Origin of the sequence: Corallococcus exiguus, from assembly GCF_009909105.1 — a bacterium.
In the GTDB taxonomy this organism is placed as follows: Bacteria; Myxococcota; Myxococcia; order Myxococcales; family Myxococcaceae; genus Corallococcus; species Corallococcus exiguus.
The window spans coordinates 77,626-103,896 of record NZ_JAAAPK010000009.1; the positions used below are offsets into that span (position 1 = coordinate 77,626).

Annotated in this window: 25 protein-coding genes; 11 read left to right on the top strand and 14 right to left on the bottom strand. The window is 67.7% G+C overall.

The genetic code is table 11. The features are described from left to right. Positions 1-87 precede the first annotated feature (87 nt). Complete coding sequence (locus GTZ93_RS29095; protein ID WP_257978902.1) at positions 88-1,053, bottom strand: pyridoxal-phosphate dependent enzyme; 966 nt, start codon at positions 1,051-1,053, stop codon at positions 88-90. A 100-nt stretch (positions 1,054-1,153) separates the two neighbouring features. Between GTZ93_RS29095 and GTZ93_RS29100 the strand changes: the two genes are divergently transcribed. Further along, positions 1,154-2,053: a LysR family transcriptional regulator gene (locus GTZ93_RS29100; RefSeq protein ID WP_139915015.1), complete on the top strand. Its 900-nt coding sequence runs from the start codon at positions 1,154-1,156 to the stop codon at positions 2,051-2,053. Between the two features lie 137 nt (positions 2,054-2,190). Here the strand turns inward: GTZ93_RS29100 and GTZ93_RS29105 are convergent, their stop codons facing one another. The 3 genes from GTZ93_RS29105 to GTZ93_RS29115 form a co-directional block, all read right to left on the bottom strand. Then, positions 2,191-2,775 carry a class I SAM-dependent DNA methyltransferase gene (locus GTZ93_RS29105; protein WP_139915016.1) on the bottom strand — a complete coding sequence of 195 codons (585 nt, stop codon included), beginning with the start codon at positions 2,773-2,775 and terminating at the stop codon, positions 2,191-2,193. A 3-nt stretch (positions 2,776-2,778) separates the two neighbouring features. After that, on the bottom strand, positions 2,779-3,147 hold the full coding sequence (locus GTZ93_RS29110; protein ID WP_257978903.1) for a hypothetical protein: 369 nt from the start codon (positions 3,145-3,147) through the stop codon (positions 2,779-2,781). 213 nt (positions 3,148-3,360) lie between these two features. Beyond that, a complete protein-coding gene (locus GTZ93_RS29115; RefSeq protein ID WP_139915017.1) occupies positions 3,361-3,861 on the bottom strand; it encodes a hypothetical protein in 501 nt (166 codons plus the stop codon). 240 nt (positions 3,862-4,101) lie between these two features. Here GTZ93_RS29115 and GTZ93_RS29120 point away from each other — a divergent pair, with 240 nt between their 5' ends. Next, positions 4,102-5,208 (top strand): helix-turn-helix transcriptional regulator, encoded by a 1,107-nt coding sequence (locus tag GTZ93_RS29120; RefSeq protein ID WP_139915018.1) that lies wholly within the window; start codon positions 4,102-4,104, stop codon positions 5,206-5,208. Positions 5,209-5,223: 15 nt separating this feature from the next. Here GTZ93_RS29120 and GTZ93_RS29125 read toward each other — a convergent pair whose 3' ends face one another. Continuing rightward, a complete protein-coding gene (locus GTZ93_RS29125; protein WP_139915019.1) occupies positions 5,224-5,754 on the bottom strand; it encodes a hypothetical protein in 531 nt (176 codons plus the stop codon). Positions 5,755-5,780: 26 nt separating this feature from the next. Here GTZ93_RS29125 and GTZ93_RS29130 point away from each other — a divergent pair, with 26 nt between their 5' ends. Both GTZ93_RS29130 and GTZ93_RS42985 read left to right on the top strand, forming a co-directional pair. After that, a complete protein-coding gene (locus GTZ93_RS29130) occupies positions 5,781-6,299 on the top strand; it encodes a putative immunity protein (RefSeq protein ID WP_139915020.1) in 519 nt (172 codons plus the stop codon). 162 nt (positions 6,300-6,461) lie between these two features. Next, positions 6,462-7,148, top strand: a complete 687-nt coding sequence (locus tag GTZ93_RS42985; protein WP_257978904.1) for a hypothetical protein — start codon at positions 6,462-6,464, stop codon at positions 7,146-7,148. A gap of 39 nt (positions 7,149-7,187) precedes the next feature. On the opposite strand, the gene GTZ93_RS29140 is transcribed toward GTZ93_RS42985, so the two are convergent. After that, complete coding sequence (locus GTZ93_RS29140) at positions 7,188-8,324, bottom strand: FAD-dependent oxidoreductase (protein WP_139915021.1); 1,137 nt, start codon at positions 8,322-8,324, stop codon at positions 7,188-7,190. Between the two features lie 83 nt (positions 8,325-8,407). On the opposite strand from GTZ93_RS29140, the gene GTZ93_RS29145 reads away from it, so the two are divergent. Then, positions 8,408-9,079, top strand: a complete 672-nt coding sequence (locus tag GTZ93_RS29145) for a TetR/AcrR family transcriptional regulator (protein ID WP_139915022.1) — start codon at positions 8,408-8,410, stop codon at positions 9,077-9,079. A 28-nt stretch (positions 9,080-9,107) separates the two neighbouring features. Here the strand turns inward: GTZ93_RS29145 and GTZ93_RS29150 are convergent, their stop codons facing one another. Beyond that, the gene (locus tag GTZ93_RS29150) at positions 9,108-9,500 is read right to left on the bottom strand and encodes a GFA family protein (RefSeq protein WP_120575055.1); all 393 of its coding nucleotides are present in this window, start codon (positions 9,498-9,500) and stop codon (positions 9,108-9,110) included. A gap of 29 nt (positions 9,501-9,529) precedes the next feature. Continuing rightward, entirely contained in the window at positions 9,530-11,269 is a 1,740-nt protein-coding gene (locus tag GTZ93_RS29155; protein ID WP_139915023.1) for a hypothetical protein, read from the bottom strand. Positions 11,270-11,469: 200 nt separating this feature from the next. Between GTZ93_RS29155 and GTZ93_RS29160 the strand changes: the two genes are divergently transcribed. Then, complete coding sequence (locus GTZ93_RS29160) at positions 11,470-14,400, top strand: PQQ-dependent sugar dehydrogenase (protein ID WP_139915024.1); 2,931 nt, start codon at positions 11,470-11,472, stop codon at positions 14,398-14,400. A gap of 88 nt (positions 14,401-14,488) precedes the next feature. Here the strand turns inward: GTZ93_RS29160 and GTZ93_RS29165 are convergent, their stop codons facing one another. Next, complete coding sequence (locus GTZ93_RS29165; protein ID WP_167548489.1) at positions 14,489-15,031, bottom strand: TetR/AcrR family transcriptional regulator; 543 nt, start codon at positions 15,029-15,031, stop codon at positions 14,489-14,491. 115 nt (positions 15,032-15,146) lie between these two features. Here GTZ93_RS29165 and GTZ93_RS29170 point away from each other — a divergent pair, with 115 nt between their 5' ends. Both GTZ93_RS29170 and GTZ93_RS29175 read left to right on the top strand, forming a co-directional pair. Continuing rightward, positions 15,147-16,061: an NmrA family NAD(P)-binding protein gene (locus GTZ93_RS29170; protein WP_139915026.1), complete on the top strand. Its 915-nt coding sequence runs from the start codon at positions 15,147-15,149 to the stop codon at positions 16,059-16,061. A gap of 169 nt (positions 16,062-16,230) precedes the next feature. Further along, a complete protein-coding gene (locus GTZ93_RS29175; RefSeq protein ID WP_257978906.1) occupies positions 16,231-17,499 on the top strand; it encodes an SBBP repeat-containing protein in 1,269 nt (422 codons plus the stop codon). A gap of 67 nt (positions 17,500-17,566) precedes the next feature. Here GTZ93_RS29175 and GTZ93_RS29180 read toward each other — a convergent pair whose 3' ends face one another. Both GTZ93_RS29180 and GTZ93_RS29185 read right to left on the bottom strand, forming a co-directional pair. Further along, positions 17,567-18,589, bottom strand: a complete 1,023-nt coding sequence (locus GTZ93_RS29180) for a deoxyhypusine synthase family protein (protein ID WP_139915027.1) — start codon at positions 18,587-18,589, stop codon at positions 17,567-17,569. Positions 18,590-18,739: 150 nt separating this feature from the next. Beyond that, positions 18,740-19,633, bottom strand: a complete 894-nt coding sequence (locus GTZ93_RS29185) for an AraC family transcriptional regulator (RefSeq protein WP_257978907.1) — start codon at positions 19,631-19,633, stop codon at positions 18,740-18,742. 152 nt (positions 19,634-19,785) lie between these two features. Here GTZ93_RS29185 and GTZ93_RS29190 point away from each other — a divergent pair, with 152 nt between their 5' ends. The 3 genes from GTZ93_RS29190 (at position 19,786) to GTZ93_RS29200 (ending at position 22,064) form a co-directional block, all read left to right on the top strand. Further along, the gene (locus GTZ93_RS29190) at positions 19,786-20,493 is read left to right on the top strand and encodes a siderophore-interacting protein (protein WP_161663138.1); all 708 of its coding nucleotides are present in this window, start codon (positions 19,786-19,788) and stop codon (positions 20,491-20,493) included. A gap of 52 nt (positions 20,494-20,545) precedes the next feature. Then, complete coding sequence (locus GTZ93_RS29195) at positions 20,546-21,181, top strand: O-methyltransferase (RefSeq protein WP_257978908.1); 636 nt, start codon at positions 20,546-20,548, stop codon at positions 21,179-21,181. Positions 21,182-21,311: 130 nt separating this feature from the next. Further along, the gene (locus GTZ93_RS29200; protein ID WP_139915030.1) at positions 21,312-22,064 is read left to right on the top strand and encodes a cupin domain-containing protein; all 753 of its coding nucleotides are present in this window, start codon (positions 21,312-21,314) and stop codon (positions 22,062-22,064) included. Between the two features lie 502 nt (positions 22,065-22,566). Here the strand turns inward: GTZ93_RS29200 and GTZ93_RS29205 are convergent. The 3 genes from GTZ93_RS29205 to GTZ93_RS29215 form a co-directional block, all read right to left on the bottom strand. Continuing rightward, positions 22,567-23,955, bottom strand: a complete 1,389-nt coding sequence (locus GTZ93_RS29205; RefSeq protein ID WP_139915031.1) for a hypothetical protein — start codon at positions 23,953-23,955, stop codon at positions 22,567-22,569. Between the two features lie 86 nt (positions 23,956-24,041). Continuing rightward, positions 24,042-24,593, bottom strand: a complete 552-nt coding sequence (locus GTZ93_RS29210) for a hypothetical protein (protein WP_139915032.1) — start codon at positions 24,591-24,593, stop codon at positions 24,042-24,044. Between the two features lie 101 nt (positions 24,594-24,694). Next, positions 24,695-26,032: a hypothetical protein gene (locus tag GTZ93_RS29215; protein ID WP_161663139.1), complete on the bottom strand. Its 1,338-nt coding sequence runs from the start codon at positions 26,030-26,032 to the stop codon at positions 24,695-24,697. Positions 26,033-26,271: the final 239 nt, after the last annotated feature.

Below are 26,271 nucleotides of genomic sequence, written 5' to 3' on the forward strand. Positions count from 1 at the left end.
TTCTCCGGTGTCAGCATCGGGTGCCGTCGGCCTGAAGACACCGGTCCTCCGCGGGATGTGACATCCCCCGAAGAGGGCTCCACCTTTTCATCGCTCCCGGCCGCCCAATGCCCGCAGATGCTCAACCGTAGCCGTTACGCCACCGCAGACGATCACCGCGATGCGTGACGCGGCGGCAAGCGCCGGCGACGCCGAGTCGAGCGCGGCCAGTGCGGCCCCGCACGCGGGCTCCACCAGAATCCGGTGTTCGTCGAGAAACCGCAGGGAGGCCGCCACTGCGGCCGCATCGGACACAACGATGGTGTCGACCGCGTGGCGCGTCGCCCACTCAACCGCGGCGTCGCAAGGCCTCTTCGCGCCGAGCGACGTGGCGACGCTCGAAATCCCTGGCAATTCGACGGGTCGCCCCTGCGCGACCGAACGCGCATAGCAGTCCGCGCCCTGGGTCTCGGCCGCGACGACCGGCACATCGCCCCAACCGTTGCGCGCCATCCCTTCGAGCACGCCGCACAGCAACCCGCCACCGCCAACCGCCAGCACGACTGCGTCCGGTTTCGGTCCGGATGCCGCCATCTCGTCGATCATCGTTGAATGGCCCTGCCACAGCACGGGATCGTCGAAGGGATGCACGAACGCGTCGTGCGAGCCGATCACGGATTGCGCGAACGTGTTCGCCTCTGCCCACGAAGCGCCGTGGACGATCAACTCCGCGCCTTCGAGACGGATCAGCTCGCGTGCGCGCGCGGACGTGCTCTCCGGAACAACGACGAGCACGGGCACGCCGAGCTCGCGACCGGAATAGGCGACCGCAATGCCCGCGTTGCCGCCCGAAGACGACACGAAACGACACGCGCCTGCCGCGCGCCGCGCGTCGCATACCGCACCGACGCCGCGCAGCTTGAACGACCCGGACGGCTGCATCGCCTCGAGCTTGAGCAGGACATCTTTGCCGAGCCGGCGGGACGCGGCTTGCGAACGGAGGTAGGGAGTCTGGATATGGAGTGGCATGTGAAGAAGCGCGGCAAACGTCCGCGACGCGCGGACAGGTGTCACGACGCAGGCCAACCTAGACCGGGCCACCCATACCTCCCAATACCATTTAATTCAGCATGCTATACCTTCCAGGCATATTCACGGAACGGACAGACACTGCATGCGACAGGTCGAGTTGCGCCATCTACGCTACTTCGTGGCGGTCGCTGAAGCCGGCAGTGTGATGGCCGGCGCCCGCGCAATCGGGATTGTGCAACCCGCGCTTTCCCGCCAGCTCCGTGAGCTTGAGGAGGCGATCGGCACCCCGCTGTTGATCCGCCGCTCGACGGGCATCGCGCTCACAGCGGCCGGCGCGAGCTTCCTGCGGGATGCCACGCGCATGCTCTCCGAGCTGCAGGGCAGCCGCGAACGTGCGCTGCGCAGCGCGGCCGGCCAACTCGGCGAGCTGCGTCTCGGCGTGCTGCCGAACTATTTCCCACTGCCTGTGGTGTCGAACGTTCTCAAGGCCTTCCGGAGCGCCTGCCCGGACGTGATGCTGTCCATCTCGCCAATGCTGTCGGCCGAGCAGGCGACGGCCATCGCACGCGGCGATCTCGATGGCGGCATCATGGCGTGGAGGCAGGACGAGGCGCCGCATCTGTCAGGCACGAGGCTGCTACGCGACCGGTTCGTGCTCGCGATGCTATCCACGCCGGGCCAGCGCTCCCGCGCGCCCCGTCGACTGGCCGAACTCGCAGGCGCGCCGTTTGTCTGGTTCGACCCGCTCCGGTCCGCCGCGAATCACCGGTTCTTGCTCGAGCAGTGCCGGCGGGCTGGCTTCACGCCTCGCATCGCGCAGGTCGGCAGCGACATCCCGACGCTCATCGGGCTCGTCGCAGCCGGAATGGGCTATGCGTTCGTGCCGGAGAGCACTTCACCTACGTGCCCGCGCACGGTGCGACTGATCGCGCTTGACGAGCTCGACGGCCGCTTCGACGTCGAATTCGTGTATGACGGCCAGGCGGGCTCGCCGGTCGTGCAGCAATTCCTCGCGGCGCTGCGCGCGACCGCCAACGCATGAGCGGGACCGCGCCGGAGGTCGCAACATCGGCAGCGCGTGCGGGGCTGCCTTGCCGCACGCAGCTTGCGCCAGTCCGCGGCTCACTCCCCAGGACGGCGCAATCCAAACGCCTCGGGCCGGTGTGTCGCGGATGGCGTTCAGCCGCCCGATCCCGTCTTGCGCGACAGGTAGTAGACGTTCCCGCCCGGGTCCGTGTGCGTCGCTTCCAGCGTGAGCCCGTGCGCCCGCAGCAGGTCGCGATACCCGTCGACGCTGTACGAGTGATAGCGGAACGGGACGCCATTCATCGGCTCGCCGTCGATGGAGCCGTGGGCGCCGCCCGAGGTGAAGAGGAACGCGGCGCCAGGTTTCAATGCCCGCGCGATATGGGTGATTGCCTGTTCCTGCTCTTCGTGGCGCAGGTGGAACAAGACGCCCCACGCGATGGCGGCATCGAACGCCTGCTCCTGAAGCTCACAGGACTGGATGGGCGCGCACTTCACCGGCACGTGGGGGAAGTTCGCTTGAAACCGCGCCAGCAACTCGCGGGAGCTATCCACGCCCATCACATGGCAGCCATGCTCCAGCAGCACCCGCGTCAGTGGCAGTCCCGTGCCGCAGCCGACGTCCAGCACCGAGGCACCGGCCGGCAGTGAGGCCGCGAGCGCCGTCACTTCCGGGACGCCCATGGGGCCCACGCGGTGGGATGCATACCAGTCCGCGATCAAATCGTACTCGTGCACGCGTCAGCCTCCTCCATCGGAGCCGAAGTCGCGGGCCACGTGCGCCCTCAGGATTCGCGCGAAGCTCTCACGCTGCCTTGCACCGGAACGACGCAGGGAGTCCTGTTCGGAAATCCAAGACGATTCAAGCCGCCTCGAATCCTCGCTCACCACCTCGACGAGCGCTTCGAGGTAGTGCCGGACACGCTCCGGCTCCAGTCGTGCGGAGGGTGGCACGGCATTCCACTCCTGTTCCTCCACTTGGGTGAGCACTTCCTCTTCAAAGGTGACCACCCGGAACGTGATGGAGAGAGCGCCGTCCGGACGCTGCTGGGTGTCCACCCAGTGGAGGGCGCTCTCAAGCGGTGAACGCACCACTTGGGTGCTTGCCATGGCACCCTGCTCGACGGGAGGCACTGGGTGCGAGCCCGAGGTGTACACAGCGATCGCTCCTGGAATCGACATGGCACGCTCCCACCCGATGCAGGGCCCGGCGTCATCCACCGAGAGCCGTTCGGGTAGGCCGCACTCTTCCCACATTGTAGACCCGGCATCCATCCAGGACGCCCGGAGCCGAGAAGCTCCGGGCGCTGACTGCGCGGAGGGCTAGCGACTGACCCAGAAGGACCTGCTGCCGCAGGAGACCGCCCGTTTGAAGAACGCAACGTCGAGTGCCGCCCCCTTGTCGTCGACCGCGGCCACCAGTTGCACGGTGTCGCTGAGTCTGTTCGCGGGAATCCTGACGGTTGTCCCAGCCGCCACACCGCCACGGACCTCGAAGACGACCACACGCTTCGTGGGGTCAAAGACGACGATCCCTCCCACCCTTCTCGTGATGTTCACCAAGACGTAGTCCGCCGAGCTATTGATGTCGCCCATCGTTTCGCCCTGGCCCCCCGAGCTGTCGCCCCTGGGCGTGTAGGTCGACTCGTGCCACTTCCCTTCCTCATCGAAGTAGCCAGCCCAGACAGCCTCGTGATTTTGATCGTAGAGGATGACTCTGTTGCCCGTCTCCCCCATGTGCCAACCGCCGGGAAGGGCTTCGGCCTTGCCTCCAACCAGAATGACACTGACAGCCAGAATGCATGCAAACAGTTGATTGCGCATTGACTCTCTCCTTGGCGTACAGCGGGGTTACCACCGTGAGCACCTGCCCACGGGCAAGCTCGGCTCAGTTCTCGTAGACCTCCACCTCCCGGGTGCCGACAGGCCTCAGGAAGGCCATGACCGCATGGCATACGGGAACCCGTTGAAAGCGGGCATCACCCATAGGGGTGACGCTGTCCCGCATGGTAAAACCATCCCAAACGTCGTGCTTACGCTTGAATCCAGACGTGGAGGAAAGTCATGCGCGTGAAGGGCCAGCCGGATTCCATGCAGCGGGAGCAGGTGCTGTTGGATGTCATGACAGCGCTGACCAGCTCACTCGACATGAAAGAGGTCTTCTCCGAGTCCCACAGGATTCTGTCGCGCGTGCTGGCCGCGGACTTTGGCGGGCTCTGCGTGTCCAGGCCCGGTGAGCCCGGTCAATACGACTGGCCCATGATCCAGGACATGCCGCAGGTCTTCTTTGACCGCTACCCGGAGATTTCACACGAGTGCTTCGTGAGCGCCGCGGTGGTCCAGCAGCCCAACACCGTGCTGCGGGAGTCCGAGATGCTGTCGCGCCAGGCGATGCGGAACAGCGCCATGTACGCGCACTGCCGGGAGATGCACATGCCGGTGGAGCGCATCATCTCCGTGTCCCTGGACATGGGGCTGGGCTGGCACAGCGGCTTCACCCTGTACCGGGAGAACCGGAAGGCCTTCTCGGAGCAGGAGCAGGCCTTTCTTCAACGCCTGACGCCCATCCTGGCCAGAACGGTTCGCAACTGTCTCATGCTGGGAGACCTGGTCCGTCAGGGAGACCTCCTGGACCAGCTCTTCCGCCATACAGGGCTTGAGAGCATCGTGCTGAGCCCACCGGCCATCGAGCTGATGCGCACGCCCCGCTCCACGGCGCTGCTCCATCGCTGGTTCCCGGATGAGCCCTGTGGCCGCTTCGGCCTGCCCCAGGTCCTCCTGGACGCCTTGGAGCGGCTCAGTCGCTCCGGACAGCGGATGCTCGCCGGGCAGGACGTCCTGACGTTCCGGCGGCTGGGGCGGAGCTTGAAGGTGACATTCCTCCCGTTGCCAGCCCATCCCGGGAGAACGCCCTGGGCGCTGTTGTTCCAGGAGGTGTCTCACAGCGTTCAGGTTCCCTCCGAGTGGCGCAAACGACTCACCCCTCGCGAGCTGGACGTGGTGCAGCGTGTCTTGAATGGTTGGGACAACCGAACCATCGCGGAGGACATGGGAAGCTCGCTGAACACGTTGAAGACGCACCTGAAGCGGGTCTTCGTCAAGCTGGCCGTGCCCAGCCGCGCCAAGCTGATCCTCCTCGCGCAGGAGCAGAGCGCCGAGGCAGCAGGGTAGGCCCTTGGCCCATGCTCAGACCGTCCCACCGGGTTCGTCGCCAGCAAGGAAGGCCGCTTCGCTGACGTCGAACCGGTAGGGCTCCGACTCGCCCCGGGCGCGGTCGAGGAAGGCGAGCGCCAGCGGTCGTGCTTCCGGGAGCGTCCGCCCTGACAGCCGGGCGCAATCGGCGAGGTGGACGATCAAGGTCTTGGCCTCGGACGTACTGGCCCCGGCCCGCACGGCCTCCTCCCCTGCCCTGATGAGCGCGCGGATGATTTCGGGCTGCGCCTCTGGCGTTTCCTGGAAGAGCTCAATCAACGCCTCGCAGAGCCCGTAGGCCGCTTTGCGTGCCGGACGCGCCACCAGCCTCGCCTCTATGGGCTCGAGGATCTCCCTCCCGCGCTGGACCAGCTCATGGACGATGTGGAGCAGCGCCCACTCGCCGAGCGGCTCGAGGCCGAGCGCGTCGAGGAGTTCTTCAAGCGAAGCCTTCTCGGCGTTCCTTCGCGCGAACGCTCCCTGGTCATCCGCGCTGAGACCTGTCAGTCGCTCTGGAAGTCGCATATCGATGGGGCCCTCAGGGGAATACCATGCCGATCCTGCCGAAAGAGCGAGACCCCCGGTTGATCACGATTCGTCGTGGCGGGAGCCTGACCGACGAGGACCACCACCTGCTCGCGGAGTGGGCCGCCCTCTGCGCGGAGCACGTCCTGCCCTTCTTCGAGAAAGCATGCCCTGGGGACGCGCGCCCCCGTGACGCCATCGCCGTGGGACGGGGGTGGATCCGGGGCGAAGTGCCGATGCGTGACGCCCACAAGACCGCGTTCGTGGCCAACGCCGCGGCGCGTGGGTTGCCGGACCCGGCGAAGTTCGCGGCGCTCGCGGCGGGCCAGGCGGTGGCCGTCGCCCACGTCGCCGCGCACTACCTGGGCGCGGCGGCGTACGCCATCCGGGCCGCCGCCGCATCAGTCGCCGAGGGTGACGCGGAAGGGGCTCGACTGAAGGAGCTGGGATGGCAGCGGAAACGGATCCCCGCCACCCTCCGGGAGTTCGTCCTCGAAGACCAGCGGGCGCGGAACGACATCTGCTGGGGCGCCTTCACAGGGTGACCCGGCTCAAGTCTTGCGGCGCAGCCCCATCGCGCTCACGAGCCACAGGCACATGGATGCCGCGACCGTCCGCAGCGAGCCCCTCGCCCACCCAGACCCTGGTTTCGCTGTCGCGCTCGAACTCCAGGGAACCCCCGTGCGGGCCCAGACGTCCACAGGCGCATGGTCCCCATCCTGCTGCTCCTCGCCCTGCCCCCTGTCGACGCGGAGCCCGAGCCCCCAAGTCCAGAGCGTCCCTATGCCGAGGTGGTCGCCGGGTTGGAGGCCCGACGACAGGACTTCGGCACGCGGTGGAACCAGCCCGGCGTCAAGCGCACATCCCTGCGGGACGAGGCCCGTTCAACCGTACTGGATGCCATCACCCGACAGCTGATGCCGGCCTGGTACGGCACGCCCTGGGAGTTCTACGGCCACAGCCAGACTCCCGGAACCGGGAGCATTGCCTGTGGCTACTTCGTCTCCACCGTACTGCGGGACGCGGGCTTCCGAATCGAGCGCGTACGGATGGCCCAACAGCCCGCCGAGCACATCGTGAAGACGCTGGCACCCGCGCTGAAGACCTGGCGGTTTCGCGACCGTCCCGTGTCCGAAGTCATCGACCGGTTGAGGAGCGCCGGTGCCGGGCTCTACGTCGTCGGACTCGACTACCACGTCGGGCTCCTCTGGAACGACAGCGCGAAGGTATGGATGTGTCACTCGTCCTACCTGGGCGAAGCCAAGGTCGTCTGCGAGGACGCGCTCACCTCCCCGGCGATGGTGTCGCGCTACCACGTCGTCGGGAAACTGCTCGAGGACGGGATGATGGACGCCTGGATGAAGGGGCGGGCTCTCCCGACCTTCATCCCGTAGCCCAGGTGGAACCGAAGACTTCCGGAATGACACGGCACCTCAGGCATCCGGTGCGGCGCCGCCGGTCAGCAGGTTGATCAGCCCGTGCGGTGCGTTGTCATCGTTGAAGCAGAGCGTGTGGATCTTCGCGGCCTCGGCTGAGGCATCCACGCTCCTCAGGAACATGGCCTCCTCGTACTCGGCGACCGCGGCATCGAAGTCGCCCCGGTGCGCGGCCAGGGCCTTGCCCAGCTCGGCGCCGTCGTACATCGCGAGGTTCGCGCCCTCTCCGTCGGGCGGGTTCAGATGCGCGGCGTCGCCGAGCAGTGTCACACCGGGCACGTGAGTCCACCGATGTCCGGGCGGGAGCGCATGGATCTTCCGGAGGACGGGGGCTGTCTCACCGTCGGTGATCAGCGCGGTGAGCTCCGGCGCCCAGCCGTCGAACTCCGCCGCGACTCGAGCCTTCACCTCCTTCGGGTCGGAGAAGTCGATGTCCGTGAACCACTCCTGCGGCCGGCTGAGCGCGACGTAGGTGTGCAGGACGCCGTGGGGCTCGCGGTGGGCGAGGATGGCCTTGCTGGGTGCGAGGACGTAGAGGGCTCCTCCTCCGACGAGCTTCGCGCTGGCCGGGTGGCGTGCGTCGGCGTCGAGCAGGTAGGTCTCGACGAACGAGGTGCCGACATACGCGGGCTTCGCGTCGGACAGCAGCGGCCGGACCTTCGACCAGGCGCCGTCCGCGCCCACCACGAGGCTCGCCGTCACGCTCGCCCCATCCGCGAACGTCAGCGTGTGCTGCCCGCCGCCGAGCGAGCGGAGGGACGTGACCTTGCGTCCCCACTGCACGGTGCCGTCAGGCAGCGAGTCGAGGAGGATGCGCCGCAGTTCGCCGCGCGGCACCTCGGGGCGAATGCCACTGCCGTCGTCGGGCTGGTCGAGCAGGACCGTGCCGTGCGGGTCGAGGATCCGCGAAGCCTCGCCGCCTTCATGGATGATCCGGCGGAACTCGTCGAACAGCCCAGCCGCCTTCAGCGCGAGCTGCCCGTTGTAGTCATGGATGTCGAGCATGCCGCCCTGCGTGCGCGCATCGGCGGACGCGTCGGCCTCGTAGACGGTGGCGGAGATGCCGTGGACGTGCAGGACGCGAGCGAGCGTCAGCCCGCCCAGGCCAGCGCCAATGATGGCAATGGGAGTCATCGTGCTTCCTCTCGGAACGGCATCTAGAACACCGTTCCATAGACCACATTGGAACGCCGTTCCAGTTCTGTCAAGATGGGGTCATGGGAAAGGAAAAGCGTGGGTCGGAACGGCGTGAGGACGCGCTCTCACGTGAGCGGATCGTCGAAGCGGCGATCGCGCTGCTCGACGACCAGGGAGAGGACGGGTTGACCTTCCGCGCGCTCGCCACGCGGCTGGAGACCGGCGCCGGCGCGATCTACTGGCACATCGCGAACAAGGACGAGCTGCTCGTCGCCGCCGCCGACGTCGTCATCGCCCGCGCGCTGCCCGAAGTCCCCGCCTCCGCCACGCCCCAGGAATCACTCCGCGGGCTCGCCGTCGCTGTGTTCGAGACGGTCGATGCGCATCCGTGGGTGGGCGCGCAGCTCTCTCGCGCCCCGTGGGAGTCCCCGATGCTGCGGATCTTCGAGCGCATCGGGCACCAGCTCCAGGCGATGGAGCTTTCAGGCAGAGCCCAATTCACGGCGGGGTCGACGCTGATGAGCTACATCGTCGGCGTGAGCATCCAGAATGCCGCGAACGGTCGGCTGCTCGATCCGTCCGTGGACCGCGTTGAGTTTCTCAACACGGTGTCGGCCCGGTGGAAGGAGCTCGACGCGAATGAGTATCCGTTCACCCGCAAGCTCGCGGCCCAACTGCCCGGGCACGATGACCTCGCCGAGTTCCTGGCCGGCATCGATCTCATCCTGACGGGGATCGCGGCCTCCCGCTAAAGGGGGTTCCCATGGCGTCCGCAGGAACCTACTTTGGCGGGATGGTGTCGAACCGCGGCACCCCGTCCGCCACGTCGTAATAGTCGCCCTTGTTGGCCATGTAGACATGGACGGCGATGCGGGTGTGGGTAGGCGTGTCGAAGGCTCCCAACGCGATTCCCATCCAATCGCGTTGAAGCGGATCCCAGAACAGCGACGAGCCGCAGACAGAGCAGAACCCGCGACGCGCCTTCTCGGACGACTGGAACCAGCCGACCTTGTCCGCGCCCTCGATCGTGACGGCGGAGCGCGGCACGTCGGTCGAGACGAAGTAGTGGCCCGAGTGCTTGCGACACCGGGTGCAGTGGCAGGCGTCAGGGGCGGGCAGCTCGCCCTCCACGGTGAAGCGGACCGCGCCGCACAAGCAGGAACCGCGATGCATGGACGACCTCCTCTCGACACCCGCTTCGGTCAGCGCATGTCCTCCGGCCACTTGCGCTCCACGCCGGTGGGGTTCTGATTGTACAGCTCCGCGAGCCGGGCCTTCACCTCCTCCACGGTGCCGACGATGACGTAGCTCCGCGTCTTGATGTCCTCCGGCACGCCGCCCGACATCCCGAAGGTGACGCTGAGCTTGGAGCAGTCGTCCGTGGGGTTGTTGAGGTCGAACTGGTGCAGGCGGTACTGGAGGTCCGGCAGCGCCTCGTCCGGCGACCAGATGGCCATGGCATGCTTGCCGTCCTCCGTGGCGACGATGAGCGGCACGTTGCCCGCCTCATCATTGAAGCCGCCCGGCTTCGGGTCCTCCGAGTGCACCCGGGGGTACTCGCGCGACTCGCCCGTCGCCGGGTCGAAGCGGTAGTGCTTCTCGAACTCGCGGTTGACGTAGGTGGTGGGGGCCTCGACGTAGGCCGTGTCGTGGGGCGCGGCGAGGTGGATGTGGCTGTCGTACTGGATGACGTTGTCGTGACCGCCCACGCCGACGGTGATGTCCTTGGTGATGAGATCCTCGGAGACCAGGGTCGTGTTCTTGGCGTGGGAAACGCCGTTGTACGGGCCCGCCTCCTCTCCCGGCTCCAGCCAGTAGGCGGGATGCACGGTGCTGGTCATGTGGCCCGGCTGCGCGCCGTAGCCCACCACCTGCGTCGTGGAAATGGGGTCCGTGCCGTTCCGGTGGCTCCCCGCCTCGGTGGGCATCAGGGCCTCGTTGTAACCGTCCAGGGAGAAGGCCACCTGCATCTGCCGGCCATGGTCCTTGTTGTTGATGTACTCCTTGCCGTCGTAGACGAGGCTGGTCACAGCGCCGCCGTGGCTCGCGGAGGTGCCCATTTGCACCGTCGCGTTGCCGAAGGAGGTGTCCCCGTTCAACGGGCCGGTGGTGCCGTAGGGGCCCGTGGGCTGCTGGACGCCCCCTGGGTCCTGCGTCGGCGCCGCGGTCATGTCCCCGCCGGGCCACGCGGTGCCCAGGCGCTGTCCATCCTTGGAGAAGGCCTGCACCTTGCCGCCAAGGTCGGCGAGGTAGCCGTTCTGGAACTCCTGGAAGGGCACCGCGTCGGGCTTGCCGGAGGCGACCCGGGCGTCACGGAACGCCTTCACCATCGGATCATCGAGGAAGGGCGGACGGGTCTTCACGGCGTCCTCGAGGCCGGAGTTGGGGTAGCCCAGGCGGGAGTTGGTGCCCTGCCGGCCGTGGGTGAAGGTGTTGTCCGAGTAGGCCTTGCAGATGTCGCCGTGCACCTCGAAGGACACCCACTGGTTGCGGTCCTCGGGCTTCAGGGCCTGGCCTGGAGGCGGACGGCAGAAGGTGTAGAGCTGCATCTGCCGCTCGCCGGTGGCGGGGAAGTCCTGGAAGAAGGCGGGGACGTTCTCGTTGCCGGTCACGGTGGAACGGCCCGCGGCATACATGGGCGAGCGGGAACCATGCATGGCCTGGTCGGCGGCGAGGTCCGGCAGGGTGGTGCCGCGCTTGCGGGTGAGCTCGGCCTCTGCATTGCCTTTGAATTGTTCGCACCAGGCCTGCCAATCATCCACGGACGGGTTGGACACGTCCGGAGGAGGCGTGCTCTCGGCCAGGGCCCTGTAGGACGAGGATGTCGAGGGCCGGGATTGCGGTTCGAAGCTGCTGTGGAAGAACAGCTCCCGGAGCGTGCGCTCGGCGGTGGAGTCCTGGGACGTCGTTGCCTGCGACGCCGGCTCCGAAACCGAAGACACGCGGATACCATTCAGACCCGATTGGAAACGAGAAACACTGTCCATGTGAGCCTCCCCCCTGAGGCATGCCGCGATATCCGCTGCACTCATGACGATGGCCGGGGGAATCCATTGCCGAACTGCTGAATCGGCCCCGGCCGAACAGGACTTCAGTGTAAAAGCGGGAAACACCACCCGCAGTTCGACCGGGATGAGCAGCGATGACAGGAACGAATGTACGAGCCGTCGTGTGCGCGGTCTTCTCCCTCCTCGTGGGCTGCTCGACGCAGTCCCCCCCGGAGCTGGCGGAAGCGCGAGCGGCCGCGGTCATGCAAGACGCCAACTTCGCCGACTCGGTCTTTGTCAGTGGCCTCCAGGGCCCCACCACCATGACCTTCGCGCCTGACGGGCGCCTGTTCATCTCGGAGAAGAATGGCGCGCTGCGCGTCGTCGTGAACGGCCAGCTTCTGGCGACTCCGTTCATGACGCTCGCCGTGGACAACGACAACGAGCGTGGGCTGATGGGCATCGCGTTCGATCCCAACTTCGCCAGCAACCACTATCTCTACGTCTATTACACGTCGGTCGCCGGCAGCATCCACAACCGGGTCAGCCGCTTCACCGCCAACGGCAACGTGGTGGTTCCCGGAAGCGAGTTGGTGCTCGCCGACTTTCCGACGCTCGACGCCGCCAACCACAACGGCGGCGCGGTCCGCTTCGGACTCGACGGCAAGCTCTATGTCTCCGTCGGTGAGAACGCGGTCTCCTCCAATTCGCAGAGCCTGAACACGCCGCTCGGCAAGCTGCTGCGCTTCAACCCGGACGGCAGCATCCCCACGGACAATCCGTTCTATGCGACCGCCACCGGGCTCGCGAAGGCGACCTGGGCGATGGGACTGCGCAACCCCTTCACCTTCGACGTTCAACCCGGCACGGGCATCCTGTTCATCAACGACGTGGGCGAAGGCGGCTGGGAAGAAATCAACCGCGGCCAGGCCGGCGCCAACTACGGCTGGCCGATGACGGAGGGCTACTTCACGAACCGCCCGGAGCTCACGCAGCCGTTCTACGCGTACCCGCATGGCTCCGGCACGGCCGCTGGCAACTGCATCGCGGGCGGTGCCTTCTACAATCCGCCCATCTCGGCCTTTCCCAGCGCGTATGTCGGTCAGTACTTCTTCGCGGACTACACCAACAATTGGATTGCGCGCATCGACCCGAACACCGGTGCGAATTCGCTCTTCGCGACGGCCGCCGCGGGACCCGTGGACCTCGATGTCGGGCCCGATGGCGCGCTCTACTACCTGGCGCGCGGATCGGGCCAGGTGGGCCGCATCGCCTACACGGCCTCGCTGCCGCCGAGCATCGCGCAGCAGCCGGCGAGCACGTTGGTATCGGTCGGCTATCCTGCCACCTTCACGGTGTCGGCGAGCGGCGAGCCGCCCCTCACCTACCGGTGGCAGCGCAACGGCGTGGACATCGCTGGCGCGACCTCGCCGAGCTACGAACTGACCGCCGCGCAGCTCTCCGACAGCGGCGCGCGCTTCCGCGCGGTCGTGACCAACGGGCTTGGCTCGGCCACCAGCGCCGAGGCCGTGCTGACGGTGACCTCCAACAAGCCGCCGGTGGCCACGATCGTGACGCCGGCCACGGGCGCGACCTACATCGCCTCCACCAACCTGATGTTCTCCGGCTCGGCCAGCGACCTGGAGGATGGCGCGCTGCCACCGAGCGCGATGACCTGGAACATCACCTTCCATCACGACACCCACACGCACCCGGCCATGGCGGATACCACCGGCGTCGCGAGTGGGAGCTGGCCCGTCCCGAGCATCGGCGAGAGCTCAGCCAATGTCTGGTATCGCCTGCGGCTCACGGTGCGCGACTCGATTGGCCTCACCCACACGACGTATCGCGACGTCCACCCCGTCACGGTCCCGCTCACGGTGACCAGCGTGCCGAGCGGCATGCAGGTCCTGATGGACGGGCGGCCGGTCGCGGCGCCGCACGAAACGACGGGTGTGGTCGGTGTCGTCCGCTCCGTGGGCGCCGAGTCGCCGCAGTATGCGGGCGGCAAGTTCTGGGCGTTCTCGTCGTGGTCTGACGGAGGCGCGCAATCACACACCTTCATCACGCCTGGCAGCGCGGCCACCTACACCGCCTGGTTCGTCGAGACCTCGGGCGGGAGCTGCTATCAGATTCAAAGCGAGCGCACCGACAAGTGGCTCACCGTCAACCTCGCGGGCAAGGTCATCGCCGGCAGCGCGACGCAAGCCGGTGGGCAGGTCTTCCAGCTCGTTCCGAACGGCACCCAGTACAAGCTCAAGGGCTCGGGAGACGCGTTCCTGACGGTGGTGGCGAACCAGCTCACGATGGGCGCCAACTTCACCAGCGGGGAGTCGTTCACCCAGCTGGCCTGCGGCTACGGCGGGCGCACCCGCGTCGGCTTCCGGGCCTCCGTGGGGAGCGCGCCCCATTGGAAGGAGACCGCGCCGGGCGAGCCCATCCAGAGTGGTGACGGCGGCAATGGCGGCGCCTGCAATCCGGCCGATGGTGGGGCCTGGGAGGCCTTCTACCTCGAACCGGTTTCCTGCCCGGGCAGCGGCGGCGGCCCCGTGTGCGGCAACGGCACGGTCGAGAGCGGCGAGCAGTGCGACGATGGCAACACCCAGTCGGGCGATGGCTGCGATGCGACCTGCCATACCGAGGCCAGCGGCAGCGCGGGCTGCTTCCGCATCCAGAGTGAGCGCACCGACCAGTGGCTCACCGTCGACGGCGCGGGCAAGGTGGCTGCCCTCGGCACGACGCAGACCGGTGGCGAGGTCTTCGAGCTCGTCACCAGTGGCGCGAAATACAAGCTCAAGGGAACCAGCGGCGCGTACCTGGCGGTGGTCGCGGATCAGCTCACCGTGAATGCCTCGCTCGGCACGGCGGAGTCGTTCACCCGCCACGCATGCGGCGTCTTCGGCGGCCGCAATCGCTATGGCTTCGAATCGACGACAGGCACTGCGCGCAACTGGAAGGAGAACACCCCCGGCGCTCCCATCCAGAGCGGCAATGGCGGCAACGGAGGCATCTGCAATCCCACCGACACGGGCTCGTGGGAAGCCTTCTACCTCGAGCCCGCGACCTGCCCCCCATCGGGTCCGTAGTCGAAGGCCTCCGGTACCGCCCGCGGGTCTTCGCGTTGGGGGCGTGCCGTCGCATGCGCCCCCAGGACCCGCTCGCCCTCGACCGCGCTCAGCGCCGGATGCCGGTGAGCGCGAGGCGCAGCACCCGGCGCGCGGTGACCGGATCATTCTCGTTCGCGACGGCAATCGCGTTCGCCAGCATCATCAGGTCCTGCGCCGTGGCGCCCGCTTGAAGCGCACCCACGGATGACGCCCGCGCCACCAGGACCTTCAGCACTTTGAGCAGCATGTCGGTGCAGCAGATGTCTTCGGCGGAGAGGCCATCCGGGCCGGCCAGCAGCGCGGCGGCGAGCCCGCGGTGGGTCGCGGTGTAGACCGTCACCTCCTCGAGCCAGTCCGCCAGCTCGGCGGCGGGCGCCTTGCCCGGTTGCGCGGCGGCCCGCTCACAGAGCTGCGCGACGCCATCCCGGAAGACCACCTCCAGCAGCGCCTGCCGCGACGGGAAATGCCGGTGCAGGGTCGCCGAACCGACCCCCGCCTTCCGAGCGATCTCCTCGAGCGACACCTGCGCGCCCTCCTTGGCGACGAGCGCCGCGGCGACGGCGACAATCCGCTCCCGGTTGCGTTGCCCGTCCGCGCGCAACCGCTTCATCTGCTCCACGGCGAACTCCTCCTCACGAGACCCTTCTCTTTGACAAACGGGGGGCCCCTCCGTATTTAACACGAACAATAAACGGTGGGGTCCCCCACTTAAGAAGGAGCCGCCGATGAGCCGAAATGATGCCGTTCTCGTCACCGCCGCCACAGGACGTCAGGGGGGCGCCACCGCCCGGGCGTTGCTGGCCGAGGGCCGCACGAAAGTGCGCGTCCTGGTGCGCAATCCGGAGGCGGCGAACGCCAGGGCCCTCGCGGCGGCTGGCGCGGAGGTGGTCGTCGGGGACCTGGACGATCCAGCGTCGTTGCGCGCCGCCTGCGCCGGGACGCGGGCGGTCTTCTCCATGCAGTCACCCATCGTCTCCGCGACCGGCATCGACTTCAGCAAGGAGCGCCAGCAAGGGAAGAACCTCGTCGAGGCCGCGCTTGCCGAGGGCGTCGAGACCTTCGTGCACACCGCGACGACCGGCGTCGGCGCCCACCGCGACGTCGAGGGCTGGTCGGAGGGGCGCTGGAAGTTCCACGAGGAGTACTGGGAGAACAAGCTGGCCACGTGCGACCTGGTCCGCACCGCGGGCTTCAAGCACTGGACCCTCCTCCTGCCCGCCACCTTCATGGACCACGCGATGTTGGATCCCTCCGGCTTCGTCGACGGGCGCCGGTTGCTCACGGTGGTCAGGGCCGACAAGCCCATCGGGCTCATCGCCCCCGAGGACATCGGGAAGGCGGCCGCGGCGGCGATCAACGAGCCCGCGAAGTTCCATGGAGTGACGCTGGAGCTCGCGGGTGACGTGCTCACGCTCCCTCAAATCACCGAGGTCCTCTCGCGCGTCGACGGCAAGGAGTACGTGGTCCAGTCCTCCACGATCGAAGAGGCCGTCGCGGCCGGCCTGCATCCCGGCGTGGCTCAAGGCATGACGTACATGAACGTCGCCCCGGTGCTGGCTCGGCCTGAAATCGCGCGCTCCTACGGCCTTTCACCCATGAGCTTCGAGGCCTGGGCGCGGCTGCGTCGTGAAATGACATGACGCGTCCATGTGTCACGGCCGTGCTCAAGCCAGACACTGTCGCATGTGTGTCTTTAATTACCCATCTTCCGCGCGCCCGTTTCTCGTGGTCTTGCAAGAGTGCCGTGACGTCAGATTCCCCTCCCTGACGCCGCGGTGCTGTTCCCCCCACTGAGAAATGGAGTTCGTGATGAAACACCTTCTCTTGAGCATGTTTGGGTTCGCGGGCGTCGTCGGCGCCGCGGGCGTCCCCTCCGTCGCCGCGGCCCAGGTTCCGTCCCCCTCCTGGGTGGCCCAGCTCGGCGCCAACCTGGATGAGCAGGCCAACGCCGTGGCCGTGTCAGGCTCGAGCGTCTACGTGGTGGGCCAGACGACCAGCCAGCTCGGCTCCGACCCGAAGGCCGGCGGTCAGGACGCGTTCATTGCCCGGTACGACACCGCCGGCAACCTCCAGTGGGTCCACCAGCTCGGCACCACCGGGTCGGACCGCGCCACCGCCGTGGCCACCGACGCGGACGGCAACGCGTATGTGGCTGGAACCACCTTCGGTGGCTTCGACTTCTACACCAACGCGGGCGGCATCGACTTCTTCATCGCCAAGTATGACTCAGCCGGCAACCGCCTGTGGTTGCGCCAGAACGGCACGCAGATGGATGACTTCGCCACGGGCATCGCCATTGGCGCGGACGACACCCTCTACTTCACCGGTTACACCGGCGGCAGCTTCGCCAACGGCGGCAACCCCAACAACTACGACATCATCGCCGGGCTCTATGACACGGCGGGCAACCCGTACTGGCTCCAGCAGTTCGGCAGCTCCGCGAGCGACATGGCGCGCGGCATCGCCGTCACGTCCACCCACGAGGTCTACATCGTCGGGAACACCTACGGCAGCCTCGACGGCACCACCTCGCCGGTGAACAGCGACATCTTCCTGCTCAAGCTCAACATCCTGGGCGCCCAGCAGTGGGTCCGGCAGATTGACGCGGGCGACCTGGATGACGGCAAGAGCGTCGCCGTGGGCCCCGATGGCGGCGTCTACATTGTTGGTGAAACGTTTGGCAGCATGGACGGCAACACCAACAACGGCACCATCGACGTGCTGCTCGCCCGCTACGACAGCGCCGGCAACCGCGACTGGAGCCGCATGCTCGGAGGTGGGCAGCCCGACTACGCGTTCGGCGTCGCCGTCTCCTCGAACAACGTCGTGCAGGTGGTCGGCTACACGGGCGGGCTCGCCGGCATCCCGTATGCGGGCGCCTCCGATGCCTTCCTCACCCGCTACGACGCGCTCGGCACGAAGCTGGGCACCCAGACCCTGGGCACCTCGCGCCAGGACGTCGCCCGCGGCGTGGCCGTGGACGCTTCCGGCAACGCCTACGTCGCGGGACAGACGGGCGGAAGCCTTGGCGGCAACACCAGCGCCGGTAGCAACGACGCCTTCCTCGCCCGCTTCTGAGCAAGGCCTCTGACGAAAGCCCGGCAGGGCCCAACGCGTTCTGGGCCCTGCCGCGGTTCGCGCGTGACTAGCGCCGGTGCTTCGCGATGAGCGCGTTCGCCGCTTCCGGATGGCCCTGGCACTCCAGCAGCGCGCGGAGCAACAGCGGGACGACGATGGTGGCGTCCGACTCGATGACGTACATCGGCGTCGTCTCCGTCAGCTTGTCCCAGGTGATCTTCTCGTTGGGCGTCGCGCCCGAGTACGAGCCGTAGGACGTCGTCGAGTCGCTGATCTGGCAGAAGTAGGCCCACGGCTTCACGGGCTTCTGCATGTCGTACTTCGTCGACGGCACGACGCAGATGGGGAAGTCACCGGCGATGCCGCCGCCAATCTGGAAGAAGCCCACGCCCTTGCCCGCGGACAGCTCCTCGTAGCGGTCGTAGAAGTCGGCCATGTACTCGATGCCGGACTTGGCGATGCTCGGGTTGCAGTCGCCCGTCTTCACGTAGGACGCGAAGATGTTCCCGAACGTCGAGTCCTCGTAGCCCGGGACGACGATGGGCAGCTTGCGCTTCGCCGCCTCCATCAGCCAGCAGGCCTCCGGGTCTCCCTCGTATGCCGCGGGCTCCAGCACCTGGATGAGCTCGTAGAAGTACTCGTGCCAGAAGCGGCGCTCGCCCTTCGCGGAGGCGTTCTTCCACATGGGGACGACAATCTTCTCCACCGCCCGGAACGCCTCGTCCTCGGGGATGCTCGTGTCGGTGACCCGGCGCATCCGCTGCTCGAGGATTTTCGTGTCGTCCTGCTTGGTGAAGTAGCGGTACTCGGGGAAGTCCTTGTACGCCGTGTGCGCGACGAGCCGGAAGAGAGACTCCTCCAGGTTGGCGCCCGTCACCGACAGGCCGTGAATCAGGCCCGAGCGGATGGCGGGCGCGAGCGTGATGCCGAGCTGTGCGGACGACATCGCGCCCGCGACGCTCCAGAACATCCGGCCACCGCTCGACACATGCTCCCAGTAGGACAGGAGCGCGTCGCGCGTCGCGCGGGCGTTGAAGTTCTTGTAGTTCGTGAGGATGAACTCGAGGACGGGCAGTTCGGACGTGGACATGGGGGCCTCCAGAAACAACGGGGTCATGACCCGGGAGGCGCCAGCCGACGGAATGCCACCCGAGGACACCCTACGGTCGCGACAGAACGTCGCACCGCCATCGGAGCGTCAAGTGGCTGCCGGCTGGGTACCACGGAAGGGGGCTTGCGGCTATCGCTTCCCCACCGGCGCGGCCAGGCGGTTCGCCATGTACCGCGCGGGCGACGTCCCGAGCGCCTTGCGGAACATGGTCACGAAGCTGCTCGCGTTCTCGTAGCCGAGGTCCAGTGCCACGCTCTGCACGGTCGCGTCCCGGGAGAGCTTCTGGATGGCCAGGATGATGTGAAGCTGCTGGCGCCAGCGGCCGAAGCTCAAGCCCGTCTCCTCGACGAGGACGCGGTTCAAGGTGCGCTCGCTGACGCCGATTCGCTTCGCCCACGTCTTCGTCGTCACGCCAATCGCCGGCTCGGCGGCCATCGCGTCCACCAGACGCCGGAGCCGGGGGTCGCTCGGCATCGGCAGGCGGTGCTTCTCGATGGAGACCGTCGCCAGCTCGTCGAGGAGCACGGCCACCAGGCGCGCGTCCGGCCCCTTGAGGCCGTATAGCGCGGGACGCGTCGCCAGGCGCAGCAGGAGCTCACGGAAGAGCGGCGTCACCGACACCGCGCAGCAGTCCTTCGGAAGGTTCGGCGCCGAGCGCGGATTGAGGAAGACACTGTAGCCTTCGAGCGGCGCGCGCCCCCGGATCCGGTGCGTCACGCCCCCGGGGATCCACAGCGCGGATTGCGGCGGGACGATCCAGAGGGCGTTCGACGCTTCGCAGATCATCTCTCCGCGCACCAGGTACATGAGCTGCGATTCGCGGTGCTCGTGGGGTTCGCTCTCGATCCCCCCGCTCGCCATGCGGATCCCGATCGCGTTCGCCGGCCGCTCGACCGCGGTCTTCAACCATCCACGCGCATCGAGCGTGAACCGGCTCCCGAGTGCCTCGAGCGAAGCCACCGCGCCAGGAGGCCCGTTCGCCACCTGGACGTCTCCGCTGAACGTCCAGCTCGTCGGATCCACGGGCCGTGTCGCCTTCGATTTCCGCCGCTTCGCCGCCATGACCGTTTTGATAAACAAATTGTCCTGACTGCGCAATGCGGCCAGGGGCGCGACTCCCTATCGTCTCCCGCATGCCGTCGCCATCCACCGCGCCTTCGGGCGTCGTCGAGTCCATGTTCCATCGCCTCGTCTCGCGCCGCGCCAGGGTTCGCGAAGTCGAGTCCGTGGGAGATGCGTTCCGCCTCGTCACGATTGAGGGAGAAGACCTGGAAGGCCGCCGCTGGACACCCGGCGACATGATCCAGATCGGCTTCGCAGGCCTGGCCGGGCGGGCGTACACGCCGCTCTCCTTCGAGCCGCGAACCGGCACCGCCACGTTTCTCGGTTTCGTTCATGGCCAGGGCATCGCGTCGAACTGGCTCGCGTCGGCGACCATGGGAGAGCCGCTCTTCCTCGTGGGTCCACGTTCGGCGCTGGACCTCGCCTCCGTCGACCGGCCGTTGTTCTTCTTCGGCGACGAAACCTCGTTCAGCACCGCGGCCGCGCTTCGAGCGACACCCGAGGGAATCCGGGAGGTGGCGTTCTCGTTCGAAGTGGAATCCACCGAAGCCTCGCGCATCGCACTCGACCGGATTGGCGTCACCACCGGCGTGACGCTGACCGCACGCGAAACCGAGGAGCGTCACCTCGATCGCATCGAGAACGAACTCATGCGCGCGCTGCTCGCCGAACCGCGGACGCGGTGTGTCTTCACCGGGAAGGCTCCGTCAATCCAGCGCCTCTACAAGGCGGTGCGGCGAGCAGGCATCTCCGCGAAGCAGGTCACCAACGTCGCCTATTGGGCGCCAGGCCGAAAGGGATTCTCCGGTGTTCAGCGCTAACGACAATGCCAGGGGTCCCCTGTCCGTCCTGCCCGACGAACGGGTGCGCGCCGTGCTGCGGCGACTCCACGGAGAGGCCGAACGGCAGATGCCGGGCGTCCTCCTCCACCTCCTGCCACAGCTGCCGCGAATGCTCCTCGGCCGCCCCATCGACAAGCCGGGCACCGAGCACGCCTTCGCGGACAAGTACCTTGCGATCGAGCGCGCCCAGGGCGCCTTCTGCTACCTGACGGCGCGGGCGCTCCGCGCCAGGACCGTCGTCGAGTTCGGCACGTCCTTTGGCGTCTCGACGCTGTGGCTGGCGGCGGCGGTGCGCGACAACGGCGGCGGCCGCGTCATTGGCACCGAACTCCTGCCAGAGAAGGCGCGGCGCGCGCAGGCGCACCTGGAGGAGGCGGGGCTCGCGTCCTTCGCGGAGATTCGCGTGGGTGACGCGACGGAGACGCTGCGAGCGGACCTTGGCGAGGTGGACTTCATGCTCAACGATGGGTTCCCCGTGCGGGCGCTCGACGTGCTCAAGCTCGTCGCCCCGGCCCTGCGTCCGGGCGCCGTGGTGGTGACCGACAACGTCGGCGTCTTCAAGGCCGACTACCGCGACTACGTCACCTGGGTGCGCGACCCACGCCACGGCTTCGCGTCCATGACCGTCCCCTTCCGCTCGGGCACCGAGTACTCGGTCCGGCAGTAGGCGCGGCCGGGCCTGTGCGGATCCAGCCACACCCGTGGCTGCTCACCCGCGGGCGAGCGCATGGAGTCGGGACCTTGCCTCGAACATGCCGTCCGTAATGCTGGCATGCCCCCTGCTTCGTTGCCCGGGTATGACTCAGCGCTCTACGCGGCGAGAGGTCCTGCTCCAAGCACTGACGGGCTATGCCCTGATCCCCATGCTCCTGCGGCAGGACGCGCTCGCGGGGCCCGTGCGCAAGGAGGTCCAGGCGTGGCTCTCCCGTACCCATCAACTCTGTTCGGATGTCCATGACCGGAAGCTCGAGCCACGGGAATGGCAGCAGCAGGTCGAGGCGCTCTTTGCCCGGGTCCCCCTCTCCGAGCTGGTCCGGGCCATCGACGCCGACCGACTGAAGCCCGGCCTCGAGCTGCCGGATGACCGAGCCGGTGCGATGTCCGCGCCATTGCCCAGGGTCGAGGGGTTGCCGCGCGTCTTTGGCACGAAGCTCTTCGGGCTGGCTCAAGGCAGAGCCATCGTGCCTCACGGACATCAGAACATGGTGTCCATGCACGTGGTGCTCGCCGGGGAGTTCCACCTGCGCCACTTCGAACGCGTCGAAAGTCAGCCCAAGCACCTGGTGCTGCGTCCAAGCATCGACCGCGTGTCCGGACCCGGGGATCTCTCAAGCATCTCGGACCAACACGGCAACGTGCATGGGTTGGTGGCCACGAAGGGCCCCGCCTACACCTTCGACCTCATCGTCGACCGGCTCGACCCGGCACTCGGCTTCGCCTGGAAGCTCGACTACGTGGACGTCGACGGAGCAGAGCCCCTGGCGGGTGGACTGCTGCGGGCACGCCGGATCGAATTCGAGGAGGCCGTGCGCCGCTACGGCAAGACCTGACTTCGCAGCGTGTCATTTGCACTCACCCATCAAAATACATCCACACTCAACACCCCCGAACGCCAAACAAAGCCAGACTCCGGAGTCTTGGATTGCGGGACACGTTGGGAGTACCATCCCAGACGCCTCTCAACCCAAGGAGCATCAGATGCTGCGGACGCTTGTTTCCGGAGTTGCCCTGAGTTTTGCCTTCGTGGTGGGAATGGCTGTTTCCTCTTCTCAGCTCGCCCCGAGCGAAGTCGTGCCGAACGAGGCCGTGCTCGTTTCGACCAGCCCCAGCAGCGCGGTTCCGGACGAGACCACGGACGAGTCCTCGCGTTTGCTCGGGTGCTGCACGGGTGATGGCTTGTTCTGCATCAACACGGCGGCATGTCAGGCCCGTGGGGCGGGCACCTGCGGCGCGCCCTGTAACTAGCCTTCGCTTCCGTTGATGTCGCTGGACCGGCCTGGAAGCAGGCGCTGGACGCGAGCTACGTCCAGCGCCTGGTCACCGCATGAAGCATCACAGACGGAAGACGATCACGTCCTGGTCCGCGGGGCTCATCCACACGATGGCGTCGAGGCTGGGGAAGTAGATGGCCCGGCGCCGCGCGATGCCGCTCGGCAGGACGGGAGCAGCGTTGGCGAAGGTCTTCGGCCGCAACGTCGCGGGCGTCGTCTTGAGGTCGAGCTCCAGCCAGGCCATGCCGCTGTTGAGCTTCGTGTACACCCAGTAGACGCCCTCGGTCGGCACGTAGACCATGCCGTGACCGTCGGTGGCATGATCGGTGTCTGGGAATGACGCGAGCGACAGACCGCCTTCGTAGTTCCACGTCGAGCCCGACGCGAGCACGGAGTGGGTGGCCACGTCGTAGCGCTGCCAGCGGCCGGGAGAGGCGTAGTTCCCGGAGCTGTGCGGCGGCATGAAGATGGTGACGATGTCGCCATCCTGCGTGTAGGCGGCGCCGGTCCAGTCCCAGCTTCCCCAGCTCGCACGCGGGGCGAGCCAGGTGTCGGTGCGCAGGTCGTAGTCCGCGGCGAAGGGGCCACCGGAACCACAGGAGCCAATCACCAGCTTCGACTCGTGGTCGAGCACCGCGATCACGTCCTCCGTGAAGGCATATTCGTCACCGTTCGCGCGCGGATGCGTCTTGATTGTCCACGTGTGGCTTTCGAGCGAGTACCGCCACAGCCGACGGCAGGCGACGATGAGTTCGTCACTCTCCGGCACGTAGATGAAACCGTCGTACACGTGCCGCGCCGTGGGATTGCCCATGGGATTGCTCGCGGTGCGGTCCCAGAAGATTTCGTCGTAGTACCAGTGGTCGCGCTGCGCCCAGGTGCCCGCGTCGACCTCCGCGTGGTAGGCCGCACTCGACTCCGGGCAACCCGCGAAGGTGGCGGACTGGCGGTACGCCTGACTCCAGAGGTGGGTGTCGCTCGGCATGTGTTCAATCGACCAGCGCATCGAGTCCAGGTCGAAGCGGTAGATGCCGTTGTTGCTCGAGTCGCCGTGACCGCCGCCGTGACGCCACAGCCTGCGGCCGGCGAGGTCGAAGGCCGGCGCGTTCCACGCCTCGGTGACACCGCCCCAGCCCTGGCTGCCGTAGTCCCTCCACCCGGGAATGGCGACCTGCACCTGCGCCCCCAGGACGTCGAGGTTCGTGTCCGAGACGCTCACCCACCGGCCATGCGGCACCAGCGCCCAGCTGGATTCGTTCACGCGGCCGTCATTGTCACGCCCGGGGGTCCAGACGTCGTTGACGACCGTGCCGACCTCCGTGCCCTGCCCCCAGCCCGGGGAGACGCCAGCGTCGCGTATGCCCGCGTCGCTGGACACTCCCGCATCAGACGGCGAGACAGAGCCCGTACATCCCGAAAGCATCAGCAGCGCAATCAGCCATCGTGACATGACTGCCAGTGTAGAGGATTCGGCGGCTGCCTTTCACCTCATGTGCTGGGTATTGGCCGTCACGATGTCGCACCCGCCGCCAATGCCTATCTCCGCCGGGCAGTACCCTCGAGGTAGGTCCGGAAGCCGGCACCGGGAGGGGCGATCTCGAACTTGACGTTGAGCGTGCCGTCTGTGTTCAGCAGATACGACAGACGGAACCGGGGCGTGCCAGTGGCCTCGTCGGTGACGAACTCCGCGCTCGCCGGGGAACTCTCCGCGCGGGCCGAGTACTGAATGACGTGCCCTTCGTTGTCGAAGTAGCTCGCACGCACCGCTCCAGGCGCTCCCGGATACAGGACCATCAGGTCCTCGTGCCGCCCACCCGGCGTGGAGGATTCGTTCCGGCGGATCAGCACATGACCCTGCACATCCGGCTGGAACGTGAAGGTTCCGGCGGACGCACCGGGCGTACCGCCACCCTCCGCGTCCCACGTCCCCATCAGGAAGGAAAAGGGCTTCAGTGCCTCGGTCAGCTCCGCCGCGGGAGGAGCGGTATGCGGCGGCTGCTCGTGACGCTGTGGGGCCGTGGCGCAGGCGGAGAGCGCCTGGAGAACAAAAACACCGAGGAGGAGGGTTCGGAGGATGGACGTCGTCATGGAGTGGGAAGCGCTCGAAGGACTGGGGGAGCGCAACCTACGAAGTGGCCCATGACGACGCCAGGGAGGAACACCCGGACGGGGGGTATGCCCCCAGCGGGTCACTCCTTGCCGAAGGCCTTGGCGAAGAGCTTCTCGATGCCCGACTTCTCGGGCTCGATGGCGATCGCGGGCGCGGGCACGCCCATCGCGGTGCCGAGGGCGGGGCGCAGGCCCGACGCGATCCCCGGCTTGATGTGGTGACGCAGGTCGACCGCCACGTCCGACTTCACGTGGGTGCCCACGCCCAGGGCGGTGTTCACGTCCGCGGACTGCTTGAGGAAGCCATTCTCCAGGCCGAACTTGCCGCCCGCCTGGGCCGACGCGCCCGCCACCGCGCCGGCGGTGACCGAGCCGTGCACCCGGCCCACGTGCCCGCCCGCCGTGGCGTACGCGCCCGCCGTGGCACCCGCGCCCACCTGCCCGGAGACCATCGCCGTGGCCGTCTTCGGGTCCAGGGTGGCCACGCCTTCCGCGAAGGCGGAGGCGCCGGCCTTCGCCTCACCCTTCACGTAGCCGCCCACGTGCCGGTTGAAGTCGTGGCTCGCACTCGCCGTGACGCCCACGCCCGTCTCCGCCTTGGCCGTCAGCGCGGCGGTGTAGGCGTGCGAGCCCGTGTCGGCCGACACGCCGGCCTGCGCCTGCGCCTTGAAGCTGTTGGCCTCGCCGGTGAGCTGCGCGCTCGACACGCCCAGCCGGCCCGCGTGCGTCTTCTGCATCCCGAAGGAGGCGTTGGGGCCCTGGACCTCGGCCTGGGCCGAGTAGTGGTGCACGCCACCACCGCTGTGGCTGGTGGTGGAGGCCTGCATCGAACCCATGTTGGCGCTCAGCTTGCCGCCGCCGAAGGTGTCCTTCTGGTAGGGCGTGGCCGGCTTGTCGATGAACATGGTCTGCTTCGCGGCCGCGGGCGCCGTGAGCTTGTTGTCACCGCCGCTCACCGCCACGTCCGAGGCGCCCGAGGTCAGCTCCCAGGGGCTGTAGGAGGGCTGCCCCTCGGGAGCACCCGCGTGCTTCGGCGGCGTCGCCGTATTCGCCGTGGCCGTCGTCGCCGTGGGCTTGGTGGCCGTCGCCGTGTTCGCCGTGGCCGTCGTCGCCGTGGGCTTGGTGGCCGTCGCCGTGTTCGCCGTGGCCGTCGTCGCCGTGGGCTTGGTGGCCGTCGCCGTGTTCGCCGTGGCCGTCGTCGCCGTGGGCTTGGTGGCCGTCGCCGTGTTCGCCGTGGCCGTCGTCGCCGTGGGCTTGGTGGCCGTCGCCGTGTTCGCCGTGGCCGTCGTCGCCGTGGGCTTCGCGGCCGTCGTCGAGGCGGGGAGCGTCGACGCGCGCGCCGGGGGCTTCGGCTGGGACACCGTGGAGGTCGGGAGGCTGGAGGTGCGGGGCAGGGACGAACCGATGCGACGGGCCATGGCGGGAACCTCAGGAGTGCGACGAAGGGGGAGCAGTACAGCGATGCCCTGCCCTACTGCACCCGGCATGCCGGGCCCATGTCGACCGGTGTGGTCCCATGCCCGCCTGTGGTTTCAACGAGTTGGCGGAAGGGGCTTCACGGGAGGAGCCCGCGGGCTGGTGACTGCGGTCACCAGGAGGATGGCTCCAGTCACCATGGGCCCGCGCTTGCCGCCCGGTGTGATTGCCCGGAAGCTGC

Excerpts from the sequence above, each read along its gene's own strand:
- GTZ93_RS29100 (WP_139915015.1), top strand. The coding sequence starts at position 1,154 with ATGCGACAGGTCGAGTTGCGCCATCTACGCTACTTCGTGGCGGTCGCT.
- GTZ93_RS29110 (WP_257978903.1), bottom strand. The coding sequence starts at position 3,147 with ATGGCAAGCACCCAAGTGGTGCGTTCACCGCTTGAGAGCGCCCTCCAC.
- GTZ93_RS29115 (WP_139915017.1), bottom strand. The coding sequence starts at position 3,861 with ATGCGCAATCAACTGTTTGCATGCATTCTGGCTGTCAGTGTCATTCTG.
- GTZ93_RS29120 (WP_139915018.1), top strand. The coding sequence starts at position 4,102 with ATGCGCGTGAAGGGCCAGCCGGATTCCATGCAGCGGGAGCAGGTGCTG.
- GTZ93_RS29125 (WP_139915019.1), bottom strand. The coding sequence starts at position 5,754 with ATGCGACTTCCAGAGCGACTGACAGGTCTCAGCGCGGATGACCAGGGA.
- GTZ93_RS29130 (WP_139915020.1), top strand. The coding sequence starts at position 5,781 with ATGCCGATCCTGCCGAAAGAGCGAGACCCCCGGTTGATCACGATTCGT.
- GTZ93_RS42985 (WP_257978904.1), top strand. The coding sequence starts at position 6,462 with ATGGTCCCCATCCTGCTGCTCCTCGCCCTGCCCCCTGTCGACGCGGAG.
- GTZ93_RS29140 (WP_139915021.1), bottom strand. The coding sequence starts at position 8,324 with ATGACTCCCATTGCCATCATTGGCGCTGGCCTGGGCGGGCTGACGCTC.
- GTZ93_RS29145 (WP_139915022.1), top strand. The coding sequence starts at position 8,408 with ATGGGAAAGGAAAAGCGTGGGTCGGAACGGCGTGAGGACGCGCTCTCA.
- GTZ93_RS29150 (WP_120575055.1), bottom strand. The coding sequence starts at position 9,500 with ATGCATCGCGGTTCCTGCTTGTGCGGCGCGGTCCGCTTCACCGTGGAG.
- GTZ93_RS29160 (WP_139915024.1), top strand. The coding sequence starts at position 11,470 with ATGACAGGAACGAATGTACGAGCCGTCGTGTGCGCGGTCTTCTCCCTC.
- GTZ93_RS29165 (WP_167548489.1), bottom strand. The coding sequence starts at position 15,031 with ATGAAGCGGTTGCGCGCGGACGGGCAACGCAACCGGGAGCGGATTGTC.
- GTZ93_RS29170 (WP_139915026.1), top strand. The coding sequence starts at position 15,147 with ATGAGCCGAAATGATGCCGTTCTCGTCACCGCCGCCACAGGACGTCAG.
- GTZ93_RS29175 (WP_257978906.1), top strand. The coding sequence starts at position 16,231 with ATGAAACACCTTCTCTTGAGCATGTTTGGGTTCGCGGGCGTCGTCGGC.
- GTZ93_RS29180 (WP_139915027.1), bottom strand. The coding sequence starts at position 18,589 with ATGTCCACGTCCGAACTGCCCGTCCTCGAGTTCATCCTCACGAACTAC.
- GTZ93_RS29190 (WP_161663138.1), top strand. The coding sequence starts at position 19,786 with ATGTTCCATCGCCTCGTCTCGCGCCGCGCCAGGGTTCGCGAAGTCGAG.
- GTZ93_RS29200 (WP_139915030.1), top strand. The coding sequence starts at position 21,312 with ATGACTCAGCGCTCTACGCGGCGAGAGGTCCTGCTCCAAGCACTGACG.
- GTZ93_RS29205 (WP_139915031.1), bottom strand. The coding sequence starts at position 23,955 with ATGTCACGATGGCTGATTGCGCTGCTGATGCTTTCGGGATGTACGGGC.
- GTZ93_RS29210 (WP_139915032.1), bottom strand. The coding sequence starts at position 24,593 with ATGACGACGTCCATCCTCCGAACCCTCCTCCTCGGTGTTTTTGTTCTC.
- GTZ93_RS29215 (WP_161663139.1), bottom strand. The coding sequence starts at position 26,032 with ATGGCCCGTCGCATCGGTTCGTCCCTGCCCCGCACCTCCAGCCTCCCG.